Source organism: Dorea sp. Marseille-P4042 (genome assembly GCF_900290215.1).
In the GTDB taxonomy this organism is placed as follows: domain Bacteria; phylum Bacillota; class Clostridia; order Lachnospirales; family Lachnospiraceae; genus Dorea; species Dorea formicigenerans.
In genome coordinates, this window is sequence record NZ_OLMI01000001.1 from 187434 (window position 1) to 206757 (window position 19324).

Annotated in this window: 16 protein-coding genes; 14 read left to right on the forward strand and 2 right to left on the reverse strand. The window is 42.4% G+C overall.

All coding sequences use genetic code 11. The annotated features are described in order from the left end of the window. Positions 1-4 precede the first annotated feature (4 nt). The 6 genes from C7E02_RS00925 (at position 5) to C7E02_RS00950 (ending at position 7019) form a co-directional block, all read left to right on the forward strand. Positions 5-787 carry a prepilin peptidase gene (locus tag C7E02_RS00925; protein WP_105308564.1) on the forward strand — a complete coding sequence of 261 codons (783 nt, stop codon included), beginning with the start codon at positions 5-7 and terminating at the stop codon, positions 785-787. 72 nt (positions 788-859) lie between these two features. Then, a complete protein-coding gene (locus tag C7E02_RS00930) occupies positions 860-2053 on the forward strand; it encodes a type II secretion system F family protein (protein WP_105308565.1) in 1194 nt (397 codons plus the stop codon). A gap of 21 nt (positions 2054-2074) precedes the next feature. After that, complete coding sequence (locus tag C7E02_RS00935) at positions 2075-3502, forward strand: hypothetical protein (RefSeq protein WP_105308566.1); 1428 nt, start codon at positions 2075-2077, stop codon at positions 3500-3502. Next, the gene (locus C7E02_RS00940; RefSeq protein ID WP_105308567.1) at positions 3502-4233 is read left to right on the forward strand and encodes a hypothetical protein; all 732 of its coding nucleotides are present in this window, start codon (positions 3502-3504) and stop codon (positions 4231-4233) included. Before C7E02_RS00935 ends, C7E02_RS00940 begins: the two co-directional genes overlap by 1 nt. A gap of 2 nt (positions 4234-4235) precedes the next feature. Beyond that, on the forward strand, positions 4236-5912 hold the full coding sequence (locus C7E02_RS00945; protein ID WP_105308568.1) for a GspE/PulE family protein: 1677 nt from the start codon (positions 4236-4238) through the stop codon (positions 5910-5912). A gap of 36 nt (positions 5913-5948) precedes the next feature. After that, on the forward strand, positions 5949-7019 hold the full coding sequence (locus C7E02_RS00950) for a type IV pilus twitching motility protein PilT (protein WP_005336192.1): 1071 nt from the start codon (positions 5949-5951) through the stop codon (positions 7017-7019). 112 nt (positions 7020-7131) lie between these two features. On the opposite strand, the gene C7E02_RS00955 is transcribed toward C7E02_RS00950, so the two are convergent. Further along, positions 7132-7941 (reverse strand): ABC transporter permease, encoded by an 810-nt coding sequence (locus C7E02_RS00955; RefSeq protein ID WP_105308569.1) that lies wholly within the window; start codon positions 7939-7941, stop codon positions 7132-7134. Continuing rightward, a complete protein-coding gene (locus C7E02_RS00960) occupies positions 7934-8701 on the reverse strand; it encodes an ABC transporter ATP-binding protein (protein WP_005332946.1) in 768 nt (255 codons plus the stop codon). The genes C7E02_RS00955 and C7E02_RS00960 overlap by 8 nt, the downstream gene beginning before the upstream one ends. A 194-nt stretch (positions 8702-8895) precedes the next feature. Between C7E02_RS00960 and C7E02_RS00965 the strand changes: the two genes are divergently transcribed. The 8 genes from C7E02_RS00965 (at position 8896) to C7E02_RS01000 (ending at position 19272) form a co-directional block, all read left to right on the forward strand. Continuing rightward, a complete protein-coding gene (locus tag C7E02_RS00965; protein ID WP_005336198.1) occupies positions 8896-9504 on the forward strand; it encodes an epoxyqueuosine reductase QueH in 609 nt (202 codons plus the stop codon). A 75-nt stretch (positions 9505-9579) separates the two neighbouring features. Continuing rightward, positions 9580-10959: an argininosuccinate lyase gene (gene argH / locus C7E02_RS00970; protein ID WP_105308571.1), complete on the forward strand. Its 1380-nt coding sequence runs from the start codon at positions 9580-9582 to the stop codon at positions 10957-10959. 16 nt (positions 10960-10975) lie between these two features. Beyond that, positions 10976-12061 (forward strand): aspartate-semialdehyde dehydrogenase, encoded by a 1086-nt coding sequence (gene asd, locus C7E02_RS00975; RefSeq protein WP_005336202.1) that lies wholly within the window; start codon positions 10976-10978, stop codon positions 12059-12061. A 112-nt stretch (positions 12062-12173) separates the two neighbouring features. Then, complete coding sequence (gene ppk1, locus C7E02_RS00980) at positions 12174-14279, forward strand: polyphosphate kinase 1 (RefSeq protein WP_022278617.1); 2106 nt, start codon at positions 12174-12176, stop codon at positions 14277-14279. 87 nt (positions 14280-14366) lie between these two features. Continuing rightward, positions 14367-16538 (forward strand): DNA topoisomerase, encoded by a 2172-nt coding sequence (locus tag C7E02_RS00985; RefSeq protein WP_105308572.1) that lies wholly within the window; start codon positions 14367-14369, stop codon positions 16536-16538. 117 nt (positions 16539-16655) lie between these two features. After that, positions 16656-17315: an IS607 family transposase gene (locus C7E02_RS00990; RefSeq protein WP_105308573.1), complete on the forward strand. Its 660-nt coding sequence runs from the start codon at positions 16656-16658 to the stop codon at positions 17313-17315. After that, entirely contained in the window at positions 17263-18426 is a 1164-nt protein-coding gene (locus tag C7E02_RS00995) for an RNA-guided endonuclease InsQ/TnpB family protein (RefSeq protein ID WP_105308574.1), read from the forward strand. Before C7E02_RS00990 ends, C7E02_RS00995 begins: the two co-directional genes overlap by 53 nt. Before the next feature lie 177 nt (positions 18427-18603). Continuing rightward, positions 18604-19272 carry a UDP-N-acetylglucosamine pyrophosphorylase gene (locus C7E02_RS01000; protein ID WP_005332919.1) on the forward strand — a complete coding sequence of 223 codons (669 nt, stop codon included), beginning with the start codon at positions 18604-18606 and terminating at the stop codon, positions 19270-19272. The last annotated feature ends 52 nt before the right edge of the window (positions 19273-19324 follow it).

The following is a 19324-nucleotide window of genomic DNA, read 5'->3' on the forward strand; positions in this document are numbered from 1 at the left end:
TAACATGTTAATTGTATTAGAAAGTATTTTATGGGTGATCCGGTTCTTTTTCGGAGCCTGTATCTTTAGTTTTTTGAATGTGGTGATTGACCGCTTGCCAAGAGGAGAGAGTGTGGTAAACGGAAGAAGTCATTGTACGAATTGTGGCAGAGTATTACATGCATGGGAACTGATCCCGTGTGTCAGCTACATTTTCCTGCGCGGACGATGTGCAGGTTGTAAAAGCCGCATTCCGGGAAGAGATTTCTTTGTGGAAGTAATTGGCGGCGCAGCATTTATTGGCTGCGGGATTCGTTATGGCTGTGGCAGTCTTGGATTGTTATCAATGCGTGGTACAGTCATGTTGATTTATTTTGGAATACTACTTGTGGCAGCCCTTATTGATTGGGATACCCAGATTATTTATGATAGATTTCACATTTTTATATTGATATTAGCAATTGCAAATATATGGCTCGTTCCGGAGCATGGGCTTATGGACAGGCTGATCGGGGCGCTGATCATCTCTGTTCCGATGCTGCTTCTGGCACTTGTGATCCCGGGAGCATTTGGCGGCGGGGATATCAAGTTAATGGCGGTCTCCGGAGCATTTCTTGGGACAGGACCGGTAGTGTGCGCCATGTTTTTCGGGCTGCTGACAGGAGGCGCTTACGGAGCATTTATGCTAAAGAGCAAGAAATTAGGAAAAAAAGATGTATTTGCATTCGGACCATTTCTTGCATTCGGACTGGCGCTGGCGGCATTATATGGAGACCAGATCGTTACATGGTATCTGCATTTTTTATAAAGAGTTCTGAACAGTTACTAAAGAGATAAAAATCAGGTATAGATAAAATAGAAAGAAAGAGGAAGTTCGCACATGGCACGTTTTAAATACGTCGCAAAGGATATGAGTGGCAAGGTTCATAAGGGTACTGTGGAGGCTGCATCCGAGAATGCGCTGACGCAGCAACTACGGGAAGAGAACCTCTATCTGGTTGAAGCGAAAGATTTAAATGGAGCAAAAAAGCATAAAAAGTTAAAAGCGAAGCAGCTTGCAGCCTTTTGCCGGGAACTGTCCACACTTCTGGCATCAGGTGTCACGCTTGTAAGAGCGCTCGACATCATTTCCGAGCAGGAAGGAATGAACAAAGACGAGCGGGATATTTATAAGGATGTGTTACAGGATTTAAAACGCGGTATCAGTCTGTCTGATGCCATGGAATCCAAGGAATGCTTTCCGGATCTGATGATCGGGATGATCCGTTCCGGTGAGGGAAGTGGTAACCTGGATCTGGTGACACAGAGATTATCGATTCAGTATGAGAAGGATTATAAGCTGACCCAGCAGGTGAAGTCAGCCATGACTTATCCATGTATTTTGCTGGTGCTCTGTGTTGCAATTGTGATTTTGATCGTAACCTTTATTCTGCCACAGTTTCAGAGTCTGTTTGATCAGATGGAAAGCCTTCCAATGATTACGAATATTTTGATCGCAGTTTCCAACTTTCTTGTTCAGAAATGGTACATTGCATTATTGGCTGTTGCAGTGATTATTGCACTGATTCGTATCATTGTCGGAATTCCGTCAGTGCGAAGAGGCGTAGACTGGATGAAGGTTCATATGTGGGGCTTTGGTAAGTTGTTCAAAGTTGTTTATACGGCACGTTTTGCCAGAACACTGAGCAGCCTTTACTCCAGTGGTATGCCCCTTGTTTCAGCAGTTGGAGTGGCTGCAAAGACGATTGGAAATGGTTATGTAGAGTCGCAGTTTGACGAAGTTATCACAATGGTCCGCGGCGGGGTTCCGCTTTCACAGGGGCTGCGTGAAGTAGACGGATTGCTAAAAAAACTCTCCAGCACGATTCTGGTCGGAGAAGAAAGCGGACGTCTGGATGTGATGCTGGATTCCATTGCAGAGACATTGGAAGCGGATGCAGAACAGGCTACAAAGCGGATGGTCACGCTTCTGGAGCCAATCTTGATTATATTTATGGCGCTGATCGTCGGCTGTATTATGATTGGAGTTATGCTTCCAATCTATCAGTCTTACTCAGCGATCGAAAATGCGTAATTACGAAGGAGGAACTTACAGGTGAGCGATACTGTTATTGTTTTACAGGAAGAATGTATTTTGGCTGCAAGTGGAAAAGCAGGACGAAGACCAAAAATCAGCAGGACAGACATGATCCCGACCGAAGTTCACACAGACCCTTTTGAACAGTGGAAAAGGGCGCTTCTTGCATATAAGGCAAAGGAACATCCAGGTTCTGTAAAGCTTGTGCTTCCATCTAATTATTCATCCGCACGAATTTCACAGATTCCGTTTGCGACAGGTAAGCAGCTTGCAAAGATGGCAGAACATGTTGTTTCAGAGTCTGCAGCAGAAGGAATTGTAGATTATGGTATTACATATGCAGATAAAAAGCAGGGCGTGACCGTATGCTGTGCCAGCGTAGAAGAAAATATTTGTAACAGGCTTTTAGCAATGTGTGAGGAGATAAATCTTCCGGTGCGTGCAATTACTGTGCCGATGGAAGCATACTTAAGAGGGCTGTCCCAGTTAAAGACTTATGCCAACAAGACGGCTATCTTCTTGTTTTTTGAGGACTCTGGTATGACCAGTATCCTGTATAAGAACGGAGTATATCTGTATTCTACAAGAAGCCGTATCTTCAGCGAGCGCGGGACGCTGGATTTTGGGACAGAGATTGTCCGGAACATTTCCGGTATCGTACAGTTTTACGCAACGACGACGTCTGGAATCCCGATTACAGACATTTATTATGCAGGCTGTATGGAGGATGATTTTGAAGTATGTCTCAATGGAATCCATATGATGAACCTTCAGGCGGCTTTGCTTCAGGTGGATGCGGTTTATGAAGCCCAGGGAAATCCAGAGGACTGGCTTGTGTGTGCCGGAGCATTGGTGGATGATAAGACGAAGCAGGTCAATCTCTATCAGAAATGGAAGAAGTCCGGCGGTATGGACAAAGTGGTGGAGAAAGAAAGCTTTGTAAAACATATCGTCCCACCGGTGCTCACATTGGCTGTATGTATGGCGTTATTTGGAGCAGTATCTGTCTGGAATCTGCTTGAGAGGAAGAAGATTGATGACATCAATGACTGGATCAACGACAGTCAGATCCAGCAGCAATATCAAGAGGCAGATGAGGTCATGAAAGAGGGCGAGCGTTTAGTCGAGCAGAAACAGCAGGTGGAGCAGATGAAGCAGAATCTGGCGACTTATCCGGATCTGGATGCAGATATAATAGCCAGAATCGCGGATGTCAGCGGAAGCAACATGAATGTGGAAGTTAAGTCCATGGATGCAGAAACAGGACTTCTTACATTTCATGCGGTGAGCAGTGCAGTCATTGATATTCCGGGATATGTCAATAAACTAACGCAGACAGGATTATTTTCAAGTGTAGATTATAGCGGCTATCAGTATCAGGACGGCGAATACACGCTGGATCTGTCCTGTATACTAAAGGCTATAGATGCAGGAGGTGACAAGTAATGAAGCTGGAAACAGAATTAAAACCAGGGGATATTGTATTATTAAAAGTGCTTGCCTGCATATTGATCTTATTTTTTACACTTCGCTTTCTTGTATTTCCGGGGTTGGAGAAGAACCAGGATCTGCAGAATGAGAAAGAACAGGTAGAGCAGACGAAGCAGGAGATGCAGGATACAATCAAACAAAAGAGTATTGTTGAGAAGAAAATCGTAAAGCAAAAAGCAGAGCTTGTGGATGCTTCGCAGGGATTTTATGATCTGCTTGAGAATCAGCAGGTCGATGAACTGGTGACAGGAATTGCGTTAAAGCACAATTTAAAACCAGTGTATCTTAAAATCGAAGGAACCGAAGCAGGAGTACCGGCAGCTTATCAGACTGTCACACAGACAGACGAGTCCGGTGCCCAGACGGCAAAATCTGCACAGGAGGAGCTGGATGAGAACAGCCAGGAGTCTTCGTCTGAGACAGATTATGAACCGGAAGTTGTCTTGCAGTATGTAAATACAACGACGGTGTCCATGACTTTACAGGGAAATGAGCCGCAGATCCGGGAAATGTTAGATGATATTGCAAAAAATTATCCGGGCGTACAGGTGCGTTCCTTTGATATGAATGAAAATACTTATGTAGATTCCAGTCTGCAGCAGATTTCACAGAATAACTGCGAGTGTGTGCTGGCTGTCTATACTTGCGGGCAGCTTGGTACTACTGCATCCGGAGAGGAGAACTAGAAGTGAGAACGAATCTGAGAATTGGAGAAATCCTGGAAGATAAAGGGTATGTCACCGCAGAGCAGATCGGACAGGCTCTTGCGTATCAAAAAGAGCATAGAGATAAACGAGTCGGCCAGATATTGATGGAGTTGGGATTTGTAACCGAGAATCAGGTATTAGAGGCATTGGCAGACAGACTACATCTTGAGATTGTAGATGTGGCGCAAATCCCAGTCAATCTTAAGGCAGTCGGAATGATCAATCGTGAGCTGGCAGAGAAGAATCTGATTCTTCCGGTCAGTGTAAAAGAGCATAGTATGGTTCTTGTGACCAATGATCCACTGAATTATTTTGCCCTGGAAGAAGTCAGACAGCAGACAGGCTGCCACCTTGAAATTCAACTCAGTGAGGAAGCACCATTAAAAAAAGCAGTATCTTATTATTATGCAGAGGTTCATGCAAGAAAAGCAGCAAAGCAGGCAAATGTAGGATTCTCAACAACCGATATAGATGAGCTGGAAATCGAAAATCTGGATAATCCGGATGAAGCACCGATCATTCAGCTTCTTAATAGCCTGATCGAGCGTGCAATTAAAGCGGAAGCCAGTGATATTCATATTGAACCGTTTGAGCAGGAGACAAATGTGCGGATGCGTATTGATGGTGTGGTATCGGAATATGTTAAGATACAGAAAAATATTCACGGACCACTGATTGCCCGTATTAAGATTCTGGCAAATCTGGACATTGCAGAAAAGAGAATCCCACAGGATGGACATTTTCGGGTAGCACTTGGAGATGGACAACAAGTCAATATCCGTGTATCGGTACTTCCGACCGTATTTGGTGAGAAGGCAGTATTGCGTATTATGGCAGCAACGTCTCATCTGGATCATGCAGATCATTTTGGAATGGATGAGTACAGTTATAACCTGTTCAGACCGCTTCTGGATTATCCGAATGGAATCATTTATATTACAGGACCGACTGGAAGTGGAAAATCTACGACACTTTATATGATATTAGATTACCTGTCAGGCAGACAAGTGAACATTTCTACTATTGAAGACCCGGTGGAGAAGAATTTGTCTGGAATTAACCAGACACAGGTCAATCCGACAGCAGGACTTACATTTGATGTAGGACTTCGTGCCCTTATGCGTCAGGATCCGGATATTATCATGGTTGGCGAGACCCGTGACGGTGAGACTGCCGGAACGTCTGTCCGCGCTGCTATTACCGGACATATGGTGCTTAGTACACTTCATACTAACGATGCGGTGTCAAGTATTGTGAGACTGGAAGACATGGGAGTTGAGACTTATCTGGTCGCAAACTCTCTCGTAGGTCTGATCGCACAGCGTCTGCTCCGTAAAGTCTGCCAGAACTGTGCAAAAGAAGTAGAGACGACAGAGCAGGAGAGGATTCTTCTGGGAGAAGATGTGCGTACAGTCAAACGTGGTATGGGCTGCTCTCAGTGCAACCATACTGGATACAGGGGACGTATCGCAGTGCATGAGATTCTGGCAATTAACCAGGATATCCGAAGAATGATTATGGAGCATGAATCCGTGGAAAATATCACAAAATATGCAAGAGAACATCAGCAGATGCGCACGCTGAAAGAAAGCGGACTGATTCTTGTAAAAGAAGGAGTCACGACACCGGAAGAATTGATGAAGATCAGCTATGAATAAATTGCAGAATAAGAAGATAGGATAGGGGAGAAGAATATGTTAGATCGAAGACAGATTCATACAGTGATCGATACGCTTATCAGGGAGGCAAGGATCCGTTCGGTCTCCGATATTCATATTACAGAGGGGATGCATGTGTGGTACAGGATTCACGGGTGCCTGACACAGGCCAGGGACGTATTGAAGGAGTATGATATCCGTGAAGTACTTCTTGGAATGATGAATGAGAAGCAAAGAAAGCAGTTCGAAGATGGTCAGGATGTGGATTTTGCCTGGCAGACCACCGATGGCTGCCGCCAGCGAGTGAATATTTTCTGTGAACAGAAAAAAATCGCAGCAACGATCCGGCTGCTGAATCAACATATTCCGACTCTGGAAGAACTCAAAATTCCAACGACATTGTATCAGCTTTCCGAGGAGCCAAGAGGAATTATCCTTGTTACCGGACCGACAGGAAGTGGTAAATCAACAACTCTTGCAGCGGTCATTGAGGCTATGAATCAGAAGTATGACAGACATATTATTACGATCGAAGATCCAATTGAGTATGTCTACGAGTGCAAGAAATCTCTAATCCATCAAAGAGAAGTGGGGCAGGATGTGACGAATTTTGCTTCCGCACTTCGAAGTGCCCTGCGTGAAGACCCGGATGTGATTCTGGTAGGAGAAATGCGCGATTATGAGACAATCTCAGCAGCACTTCTTGCGGCAGAAACAGGACATCTTGTATTGTCTACACTTCATACGACAGGTGCAGCCCAGACGGTGGAGCGTATCATTGACGCCTGCCCGGCAGAAAGCCAGAACCAGGTGCGTATCCAGCTTGCCGGTACCTTAAAGGGAATCATAAGCCAGTGCCTGATTCCATGTGGAGGGGGTATGACCCGTGTACCTGCAACCGAATTCCTGACAGGTTCTGATGCCATCCTGAACCTGATACGTGAAGGAAAAACGCACCAGATTTCCGCTATGATGCAATCTTCAGCGGCGAGCGGGATGCATACACTGAATATGGATCTTTCCAGATTGATGCAACAGGGATATATTACAAGAGAAGAAGCAATGAAATTTACTAATAATAAAGCGGAGTTAACACAGTATATGTAAGTAAAACAAAAAACACGCTATTATGTACAGGACCGTCACAAGAGGTGATAGGTCCTTTTTTCATATAATAGGAAATTGCACATTCTTTGTTCTACAAAAAAGAATTGAGATATTAGTAATGCTTCCGGCACCAACGCTCAAGTAGATTGATGAGCGAATAGAGAAGTGTTGCCATGAGACAGAGAAGAAGGATACTCATAAGAAGCCAATCCATCTTAAAGACCTGGCTCGCGTAGATGATCAGATATCCAAGCCCTTCTCTGGCAGCCAGAAATTCACCGATGATCACGCCTACGAGGCAGAGTCCGATGTTGACTTTCATGTTACTGATGATTGTCGGAAGAGAAAAAGGAAGTACGACCTTTAGAAGCGCGTGCCTCCGATTTCCACCCAGTGTATAGATGAGTTTCAGTTTTCCTGGATCGACGGTCATAAAACTGGTGTATAAGTTCAGAATGCTTCCAAAGATTGCTACAGACATTCCGGCGACGATAATTGTTGTTTTTGTTGCTCCAAGCCAGACAATAAGAAGTGGTGCCAGTGCAGACTTCGGCAGACTGTTCAGTACTACCAGGTAAGGATCCAGGATCTCTGATAACCGTCTGCTGAACCAAAGAAGAATGGTAACCAGAATGCTGGTGGCAGTGACGAGCAGGAAGCTTAAGATTGTCTCGTATAGTGTGACATTGGTGTGCAGAAAAATGCTTTTATCCAGCACCATGCCCCAGAAACATAGTGCAATCTTTGACGGGCTGCTAAAGATGAAGGAGTCGATGATACCTAAATTTGCAGTGAATTCCCAAAGAAAGAGAAAACTGAAAAGAATCAGAATCCGGGAGATACCGACAATGCATTTGTGCTTCTTTTGCTGTTTCAGATAATTGATCTGATTTTCAGAAAGTTCATTTAAAAATTCAGTCATCTGTATTCAGCTCCTTCCATATTAAGTTGAAGTAATGTTTGAATTCCGGGGAGTTCCGGCGGTTCAAAGGAGTATCCTGTTCCAAATCAAAAATGAGTGGAACAGTCTGACGTATATTAGCCGGGCGTCCGGAAAGGACAATGATCCGGTCGGCAAGGGAGATGGCTTCTGACAGGTCGTGTGTTACAAGAACGGCTGATTTTCCTTCCTGCCGGATGATCTGACCAATATCGTCCCCGACATTTAAGCGGGTCTGATAGTCCAATGCGGAAAATGGTTCATCCAACAGTAGGAGATCTGGATCCAGAACGAGCGTACGGATCAGGGCGGCCCGCTGGCGCATGCCGCCGGAAAGTTCCGAGGGCCTTGCATTTTCAAACTGTTTCAGCCCATAGATGTCTAAAAGATTATGTGCCTTTTCCCGGGTCCTTGCAGTCAGCATATGCTGAATTTCCAGTCCTAAAATAACATTATTGTAAATGGTCCGCCATTCGAAAAGTTCATCATGTTGTAACATATAGCCTACATTTGTAGTGCTTTCGTGAAGGTATTTCCCATTGATTTTAATGAAGCCTTTTTCCGGTATGAGAAGTCCGGCAATAATAGAAAGAAGCGTTGACTTTCCGCAACCCGAAGGTCCGACGATGGCAACGAATTCTCCTTTATTCAGGATAAAGGAGATGCCATTTATGGCAGGAGTTTCTCCGTCCGGATTGTGGTAAGCATAGTGAATATTCTTAAGTTCCAGTACTTGATCCATGGAAACCTCCGCAAATGATAATCCTATATCTTATCATATGTATCTTGAAAGAAAATGTGTGGTCAGTTTTATATCAAACGAAAAATGTATTTTTTCGTGGTCATAAAATGGTTCATAAATATGGATTTTCCCTTGTCATCTTGTTATGAAAAAGTTATAATTGCATGTGAGTACGCAAGATAGGAACGATGAGTATGAATTATCAAAAAGAATTAGACAAGTTATTGGATACGCTGACAAAAGAAGGGCGTGTTCCAAGGCTTCTGTTACACAGTTGCTGTGCTCCATGCAGCAGTTATGTGTTAGAGTATCTGAGCAATTATTTTGAAATCACAGTGTTCTACTATAATCCGAATATTTATCCGGAGACAGAGTATACGAAGCGGATTCTGGAACAACAGAAACTGATCGATGATATGAATTTCAAATATCCGGTCAGCTTTGTAGCGGGAGAATATGAGAAAGAGAAATTTTACGAGATGGCCAGGGGACTTGAGGAGGTCAAAGAAGGCGGCTCCCGGTGCATGAAATGTTATGAGCTGCGTCTCAGAGAGACTGCAGAGATTGCAAAAGCAGGAGAATATGACTATTTTACAACCACGCTTAGCATCAGTCCACTGAAGAATGCAGCAAAGCTCAATGAAATCGGGCAGAGTCTGGCAAAAGAATATGGTGTGGAATATTTGATTTCAGATTTTAAGAAGAAAAATGGTTACAAGCGTTCCACAGAACTGTCAAAAATTTATGGTTTGTACAGACAGGATTACTGTGGTTGTGAATTTTCCCAGAGACAACGAAAGTAAGACACTGTTGACTTTAGATAAAAATATGGTACACTTTTATACAGTACAGTATTAAATGACGGAAAGGAAGAGATTATGGCACAATTATGGGGAGGTCGTTTCACAAAAGAGACTGACCAGTTAGTATATAAGTTCAACGCATCTATCTCATTTGACCAGAGATTTTATGAGCAGGATATCAAAGGAAGTATGGCACATGTTACCATGCTTGCAAAGCAGGGAATCCTGACCGATGCAGAAAAAGAGACAATTATTACAGGACTTCAGGGGATTCTTGATGATGTGAAATCAGGAAAACTTAAGATTACTGATAAATATGAAGATATTCACAGTTTTGTTGAGGCAAACCTGATCGACCGTGTGGGAGATGCTGGTAAGAAGCTTCATACAGGGCGAAGCAGAAATGATCAGGTTGCACTGGATATGAAGCTTTATATCCGTGATGAAGTGCAGGAGACAGATGCACTGATTAAGGAGATGTTAGAGGCGATTCTTGGAATTATGGAGAATAGCCTTGAGACATATATGCCGGGATTCACACATTTACAGAAAGCACAGCCAATCACACTGGCTCACCACATGGGCGCGTATTTTGAGATGTTCAAAAGGGATCATGAGCGTATGAAAGACATTTATACAAGAATGAATACATGTCCGCTTGGATCTGGAGCCCTTGCAGGAACGACTTACCCATTAGACCGTGCCTATACAGCAAAGCTTCTTGGATTTGCCGGACCAACTATGAACAGTATGGATGGTGTTTCTGACAGAGATTATCTGATTGAGTATTTGTCAGCGCTTTCCATGATTATGATGCATCTGAGCCGTTTCTCAGAGGAAGTGATCATCTGGAATTCTAATGAATATAAGTTTGTTGAGATTGATGATGCTTATAGTACCGGAAGCAGTATTATGCCGCAGAAGAAGAATCCGGATATTGCAGAGCTTGTAAGAGGTAAGACTGGACGTGTCTATGCTGCACTGACCGGACTTCTTGTTACAATGAAAGGAATTCCGCTTGCATACAACAAAGACATGCAGGAAGATAAAGAACTTCCATTTGATGCAATCGATACAACAAAAGGATGCTTACAGTTATTTGCAGGCATGCTTCGTACGATGACATTTAAGAATGACCGCATGGAAGAGAGTGCAAAGCACGGATTTACAAATGCGACAGATGCAGCGGATTATCTTGTGAATCACGGAGTTCCGTTTAGAGATGCACACGGAATCGTAGGACAGCTTGTGTTACTTTGTCTGGATAAGAAGATTCCGCTTGATGATCTTCCACTTGAGGAGTATAAGAAGATTTCACCTGTATTCGAGGAAGATATCTATGAAGCAATCAGTTTAAAGACATGTGTAGAGAAACGTAATACAACTGGTGCACCGGGTGTGAAACCGATGCAGGAAGCAGTGGATAGTTATAAAAAATATATGGAAGAGTATTAGAAAGGAGACATACGAGATGGATCAGAAATTAAGAGTCGGAATATTAGGAGCAACAGGAATGGTTGGACAGCGCTTTATTGCACTTCTGGAGAACCACCCATGGTTCGAGGTTGTAACAGTTGCAGCCAGCCCGAGATCAGCAGGCAAGACATATGAAGAAGCAATCGGAGACCGCTGGAAAATGGATACACCGATGCCGGAAGGAGTTAAGAAACTGATCGTTGCGAATGTTAATGAAGTCGAGAAAGTAGCTTCTTCTGTAGACTTTGTATTTAGTGCAGTTGATATGACAAAAGACGAGATTCGCGCAATCGAGGAAGCGTATGCGAAGACAGAGACACCGGTTGTCTCCAATAACAGTGCACACCGCTGGACAAAAGATGTTCCGATGGTAGTGCCGGAGATTAACTCAGACCACTTTGAACTGATCAATGATCAGAGAAAACGTCTCGGCACAACTCGCGGATTTATTGCAGTAAAACCAAACTGCTCTATCCAGAGTTACACACCTTGCCTTGCAGCATGGAAAGAGTTCGGACCAAAAGAAGTTGTTGCTACAACATATCAGGCAATTTCCGGAGCAGGTAAAACATTCAAAGAGTGGCCGGAGATGGTAGAGAATATTATTCCATACATCGGTGGAGAGGAAGAAAAGAGCGAGCAGGAGCCGCTTCGTGTTCTTGGAACATATGAGAACGGACAGATCACACTTGCAGATGCTCCGAAGATTACATGCCAGTGTCTGCGTGTGCCGGTTCTGAACGGACATACAGCCGCAGTATTTATCAACTTTGAGAAGAAACCTACAAAAGAGCAGCTTATTGAGAAACTGGAAAGCTTCAAAGGATTTCCGCAGGAGGCAGGACTTCCAAGTGCACCAAAGCAGTTTGTCCGCTACATGGGAGAGGATAACCGTCCACAGGTAAGATTAGACGTAGACTATGAGAACGGAATGGGTGTATCCATCGGACGTCTCAGAGAAGATTCTATGTTCGACTTTAAGTTCGTAGGACTTTCACACAATACAGTCCGCGGAGCAGCAGGCGGAGCTGTACTCTGCGCAGAAGCACTGACGGCAAAAGGATATATTCAGGCAAAATAATTATAAAAACAGAAATGCAGCCAGTTATATAAAACAGAAACTGGCTGTATTTGTTTCTGAAAAATTATAAATATATTATAGAAAGCAGATATGAAAAAGGAGGACGAGGCTGATGAGTAAAGAGTTATTGAATTATACCCAGAACAGGGAGTTATCCTGGCTTAAGTTCAATCAAAGGGTACTGGAAGAGGCACAGGACGAGTCGGTGCCGCTTCTTGAAAGGATGAAATTCGTTGCAATTTTCACCAGCAATCTGGATGAATTCTTTATGATTCGTGTTGGAAGTCTTTATGATATGGTGCACACAGATGCCAAGGCAAAAGACAGCCGGTCCGGCATGACAGCGCAGGAGCAGATCCATGCAATCCTGACAGAAGTTGCACCTTTATATAAAGAGCGCGATAAGACTTATGCTGAGATTAAGAAAGAACTGCATCCGTATGGAGTGTGTGGACTTGATTATAAAGAATTGGAATCCCAGGAGAAGAAGTATGTAAAGTTTTATTTTAAAGATCAGATTCTTCCGATTCTTTCCCCGCAGATTGTGGATGCGAATCATCCATTTCCGCATCTTTTGAATAAAGAATTGTATGTAACGGCAAGTTTGAAGATGGATAACAAAAGTATGATGGGAATTGTTCCGGTTCCACAGTTCGTGTCGGACATTTTGTGCCTTCCGGGACATGATATCCGATACATTCGTATGGAAAAGGTCATCCTGGAGCATCTGAACCTGGTATTTCCGAAGTACGAAGTGTCGGAAGCGAATTATATCTGTGTAACGAGAAATGCTGATGTGTCTCCGGATGACGAGGCTTTGGAAGTGACGGATGATTTCCGGTATCTTATGCAGCAGACTATTCACAAACGCCGCCGTATGGCGGTAGTCAGACTGGAGACTGCAAATAAACTGTCTGAAGAGACACAGAAATATTTCTGTGAGAAGTTTGAGATTGAGCCGAATCAGATTTTTCGAACAAAGATGCCGATGAAATTAGATTACATTTTTGGTATCAGTGGGAATTTACCGGAAGCTATGAAACGCTCTCTGACTTATACGCCATTTTCGCCACAGAACAGTGGACATGTGGCAGCAGGTAATGTGATGCGCCAGATAAAGAAAAAAGATATCCTGTTATTCTATCCGTATGAGAGTATGGATCCGTTTTTGCGCCTTATAAAAGAAGCGTCGGTGAATCCGGATGTTATGACGATCAAGATTACGATTTATCGTCTGGCAAAGAAAGCAAGGCTGGTAGAATATCTGTGTGCGGCAGCAGAAAACGGAAAAGAAGTAACGGTTCTGATCGAACTGCGTGCAAGATTTGATGAGCAGAATAATATTGACTGGTCTGAGCGCCTGGAAGAAGCAGGATGCCGTGTGATCTATGGATTTGACGGTTATAAGGTGCATTCAAAGATCTGTCTTATTACTTATAGAAGCCGCGGAGAAATCCAGTATATTACACAGATTGGAACTGGTAATTACAATGAAAAGACAGCGGCAATGTATACAGATCTGTCGCTCATGACAGCAAATCCGGCAATAGGGAAAGATGCGGCAGAATTCTTTAAAAATATGTCAATTGGTAATCTGGCAGGACAATATGATTATTTGATCGTATCACCGACCAGCCTGAAGCAGAAGATTCTTTATCTGATGGATGAGGAAATCAAAAAAGGTTCTAATGGGCGGATCATTATGAAAATGAATTCTGTTACGGATGTAGATTTTATACAGAAAGTATCAGAAGCATCACGCTCAGGAGTGAAAGTGGATCTGATCGTGCGGGGAATCTGTTGTATTTTGCCGGGCGTAACTGGCTATACGGACAATGTCCGTGTGATGAGTGTTGTCGGAAGATATCTGGAGCATCCGCGTATTTTCAGTTTTGGAAGTGGAAATGATCAGAAGATTTATATTGGATCAGCAGACATGATGACACGTAATACTGAGAAGCGTGTAGAAGTAGCTGCCCCGATACTGGATCAGGATATCCGCAGGCAGATCAATCACTATTTGAAAGTGATGTTAAGTGATAATGTAAAAGCAAGAGTTCTTGGAAGTGACGGAAAATACAGGCGCAAAGAGCAGAAAGAACCGTATATTGATTCACAGAATGTCTTTATGCAAGAGGCATTGCAGGCAAAACCGTCACAGGAAGTACCGGAGAAAATTGGTTTATTGAAGAGAATCGGACGGATATTCAGCAGGTAAAAAATTAATTTGCCAGTATTCTATGAGGATGATAAGAATTCGGATGTAATTAATAAAAAAGGTAAAGTAAGGAGTTAACGTAATAATATGGGGAAATCACTATATATAGCTGAGAAACCCAGTGTTGCACAGGAGTTTGCGAAGGCATTGAAGCTGAACACCAGAAGGCAGGACGGGTATCTGGAATCAGAGGATTCCATTGTGACCTGGTGTGTAGGACATCTGGTGACTATGAGTTATCCGGAGGAGTATGATCCTGCCTTGAAAAAATGGAGTCTTCAGACGTTGCCGTTTATACCGACAAGATTCAAATATGAAGTTATACCGTCGGTGGCGAAACAGTATAAGATTGTAGCAGGGCTTTTGAACCGGCCGGATGTAGAGACGATCTATGTCTGTACCGATTCAGGACGCGAGGGAGAATATATTTACCGTCTGGTAGAACAACAGGCGCAGGTACATGGAAAAAATAGACGAAGAGTGTGGATTGATTCTCAGACAGAGGAGGAAATACTGCGAGGAATCCGTGAGGCAAAGGATTTAAGTGAGTATGACAATCTGGCAAGTGCTGCTTATCTGCGAGCCAAGGAAGATTATCTCATGGGAATCAATTTTTCAAGATTATTGACATTAAAATATGGAAATAGTATTTCTAATTATCTTGGAACGGATTACTCAGTTGTCTCTGTAGGGCGTGTAATGACTTGTGTTCTTGGAATGGTTGTAAGAAGAGAACGCGAGATCCGTGAGTTCATCGAGACACCGTTTTATCGTATTCTTGCGACAATTGGAGAACAGGGTCAGACATTTGAAGGAGAATGGCGCGCAGTAAAGGGTTCCAAGTGGTTCGAGTCATTTGATCTATATAAGGAAAGTGGATTTAAAGAGCGCGAAAAGGCGCAGCAGGTCATAGATTATCTGACGCAGGAACAACCGGTCATAGGTCAGATTGCGTCCATTGAAAAGAAAAAGGAAAAGAAAAATCCACCGTTGTTATTTAACTTGGCGGAGCTGCAGAATGAATGTTCGAAACGCTTTAAAATCAGTCCGGATGAGACACTGAAAATTGCGCAGGAACTTTATGAAAAGAAATTGACGACCTATCCGAGAACCGATGCCCGTGTGCTTTCCACGGCTGTGGCAAAAGAGATACATAAGAATCTCAATGGACTTATGAAATATGAGCCGGCCGTTTTGTTTTTACAGGAGATTGTAGAATTCGGAAGTCATAAAGGTCTGGCGAAGACAAGATATGTCAATGACAAACAGATTACCGATCACTATGCCATTATTCCAACCGGACAAGGCATGAGTGCGCTAAGTGGACTTTCCTGGACGTCACGGGCGGTCTATGATGTAATCGTAAGACGATTTTTAAGTATATTTTATCCGGCGGCGGTTTATCAGAAGGTTGCCATTACAACAAAGGTAAAAGAAGAGTCTTTCTTTGCAAGCTTTAAAGTACTGGCAGAGCCTGGCTACTTAAAAGTTGTTGGAGTTCCGGGAGAAAAGAAGGGAGAATCTGGCAGCGCTGCAGGAGCAGAAGACAGAAATGTAAGTGGAAGTGTGACTCCCGCAGAAACAGGTGATGGTTCCGGTGATAACAATTCGGGTGACAATGGTGACGGTAACGAAGATATGGCATCTTCCCAGGCATTTTTTGAAAAAATCCAAAGCCTGAAAAAAGGGATGACTCTCCCGATCCAGGGAATGGAGATTAAGGAAGGAAAGACATCTCCACCGAAACGCTATAATTCCGGTTCCCTGATCCTTGCTATGGAAAATGCAGGACAATTGATTGAAGACGAAGAGCTTCGCGCACAGATTAAAGGAAGTGGAATCGGAACCAGTGCGACCAGAGGTGAAATCCTAAAGAAGCTTTTTAACAATAAATATCTGGCACTCAATAAGAAGACACAGATTGTCACACCGACCATGCTTGGAGAAATGATCTATGATGTGGTTGACCATTCTGTACGGTCGCTTTTGAATCCGGAGCTGACAGCAAGCTGGGAGAAGGGGCTGACCTATGTGGCAGATGGAGATATTACCTCTGATGAATACATGATGAAATTGGACCGTTTTGTATCCAGCCGCACGGAAGGCGTTAAAGGACTGAATAATCAATATCAGCTCCGTGTCTGTTATGACCGGGTCGCACCGTTTTATAAGAATGAGAAGCAGGCGGCGAAGTACACAAAATCCGGGCGCGCAAAGAACAGAACAAAGACCAGTACGAAAAAAGAATATAAAAAATAATAAGTAAACTGTGAACAGGAGGTAGTTAACAGTTAAATATAAATTATAAAATTATATAAGTTGGTGTTGAGCTTTATAAGATATTAGACTAGAATATTATTGAAAGGAGTTGATACTTTGAGTAAATATTATTCTATACACGAATTTTCAAAAATTATAGGCGTATCTGCTCAGACATTACGAAATTGGGATGCCAATGGAAAACTTCATCCGCATCATACTACAGTAAGTGGCTATAGATATTATTCTGATGAGCAACTCAGCCAAGTAATAAATGTAAAGCCTAAAAATCGCATTACAATTGGATATTGTCGCGTTTCCAGCCATAAACAAAAAGATGATCTGGAACAACAGATTGATAATGTTAAGACATATCTTTTGGCAAAAGGACAGCCGTTTGAGATAATAAGCGATATCGGTTCTGGGATTAATTATAAGAAAAAAGGACTTCAGGAATTGATTAGACGAATCTCTCAAAATCAAGTTGAAAAGGTTGTTGTTTTATATAAAGACAGGCTATTGCGATTTGGTTTTGAGTTGATAGAATATATCGCTTCACTTTATAATTGTGAGATTGAGATTATTGATAATACTGAAAAATCGGAACAGCAGGAACTTGTTGAAGACCTGGTTCAAATAATCAAAGTATTCAGCTGCAAATTACAAGGAAAACGAGCGAACAAAGCTAAGAAACTTATCCGGGAATTGATACAGGAGGAAACAGATGGTAAAAGCCATAAAAGTAATGCTGATACCAAACAACGTACAGAAAACTAAGATGTTTCAGTACGCAGGTGCTTCAAGATTTGCTTATAACTGGGCTTTGGCCAGGGAAAAAGAAAATTATGAAAAAGGTGGCAAATTCATTTCAGATTCAGAACTCAGAAAAGAATTTACAAAGCTTAGACATTCTGATGAATACGCATGGTTATTAAATATTTCAAATAATGTAACCAAACAGGCAATCAAAGATGCCTGTACTGCGTATAAGAACTTTTTCAAGGGTCTGCAAAAATTCCCAAGATTCAAGTCCCAAAAGAGATCAATGCCGAAGTTCTATCAGGACAACGTTAAGATACAATTCAGTAATACCCACGTTAAGCTTGAAGGCTTTTCTTCCAGCAGGAAAGCAAATAAGCAGAAAATGAATTGGGTAAGACTTGCAGAACATGGACGTATTCCAACAGATGTTAAATATAGGAATCCGAGAATATCCTTTGATGGATTGAACTGGTGGATCAGTGTATGTGTAGAATTTCCTGACTGCAAGGAAACACTTAATGATGATGGAGTTGGCATAGACTTAGGAATTAAAGACTTAGCTGTCTGCTCTGATGCCGTTAAGTATAAGAACATCAATAAGAGTCAGAAAGTAAAGAAACTAGAAAAACAGAAACGCAGATTACAGCGTAGTATCTCTCGTTCTTACGAGAAAAATAAGAAAGGGGAAAGTTACTGTAAAACAAATAATGTAATCAAAAAGGAAAAACTTTTATTAAAACGAAATTACAGATTAACAAACATCCGTAAAAACTATTTGAATCAGACCATATCTGAGATCGTAAATCGAAAGCCAAGATTTATTTGTATTGAAGATCTGAATGTCAGTGGAATGATGAAAAATATACATTTATCCAAAGCAGTACAGGAACAAGGATTTTTTGGGTTTAGAAAACAGCTTGAATACAAATGCAATGATAAAGGGATCCAGCTTATTGTGGCGGATCGGTTTTATCCATCATCAAAGCTTTGTAGCTGTTGTGGAAACATCAAAAAAGATTTGAAATTATCTGACAGGGTTTATAGATGTGCGTGTGGGAATATAATTGACAGAGATTTCCAGGCATCTATAAATCTCAAGGCTTATGGAGAACGATTTGCAAGCTAACACGGAAACGTTAATGCAAATATGTACGGATACGTTAGTTCGGAATTTACGCCTATGGAGAGTACAAGAACTTGTGAGTAGATAGATATTTATATCATCAAAAGCATACTCGTTGAAGTAGGAATGAAACATGGGAGTTTATAACTTTTTATAAGTTTTCAGTAACGGAGTTTAGAAATGTTCGAAGAAATGACAGTAGCAAAGATGTATAATCTTAATGAGACAATTGCAAAGGATATCTTTGAAGGAGTGACTTACCCATGGGAAGTACTTCCGAAGATCAGTGATTTCATTGTAAAACTGGGAGAGACACTTCCGGCAGACGAGTATGATAAAGTAGGAGAAAATGTGTGGATTGCAAAATCTGCAAAAGTATTTGAATCAGCATATATCCACGGACCGGCAATCATCGGAAAAGATGCAGAGGTTCGCCACTGCGCATTTATCCGTGGCAATGCAATTGTAGGAGAGGGAGCCGTAGTCGGAAACTCTACAGAACTTAAGAATGTTATACTGTTCAATAAAGTACAGGTTCCACATTACAACTATGTTGGAGATTCCGTACTTGGATACAAAGCACATATGGGAGCAGGATCTATCACTTCCAATGTAAAATCAGACAAGAAACTGGTCGTAGTAAAATCGCCAGAAGGACAGATTGAGACCGGAATCAAGAAATTCGGAGCCATGCTCGGTGATGAAGTAGAAGTTGGCTGCGGAACAGTATTGAATCCGGGAAGTGTAGTCGGAAGCCACAGCAATATCTACCCGCTGTCCAGTGTCAGAGGATTCGTACCTGCAAACAGTATCTACAAAAAGCAGGGTGAAGTAGTAGAGAAATATTAAAAATCCGCATGTATCCAATTATATAAAAACACAGGAGAGGCTGTACACGATT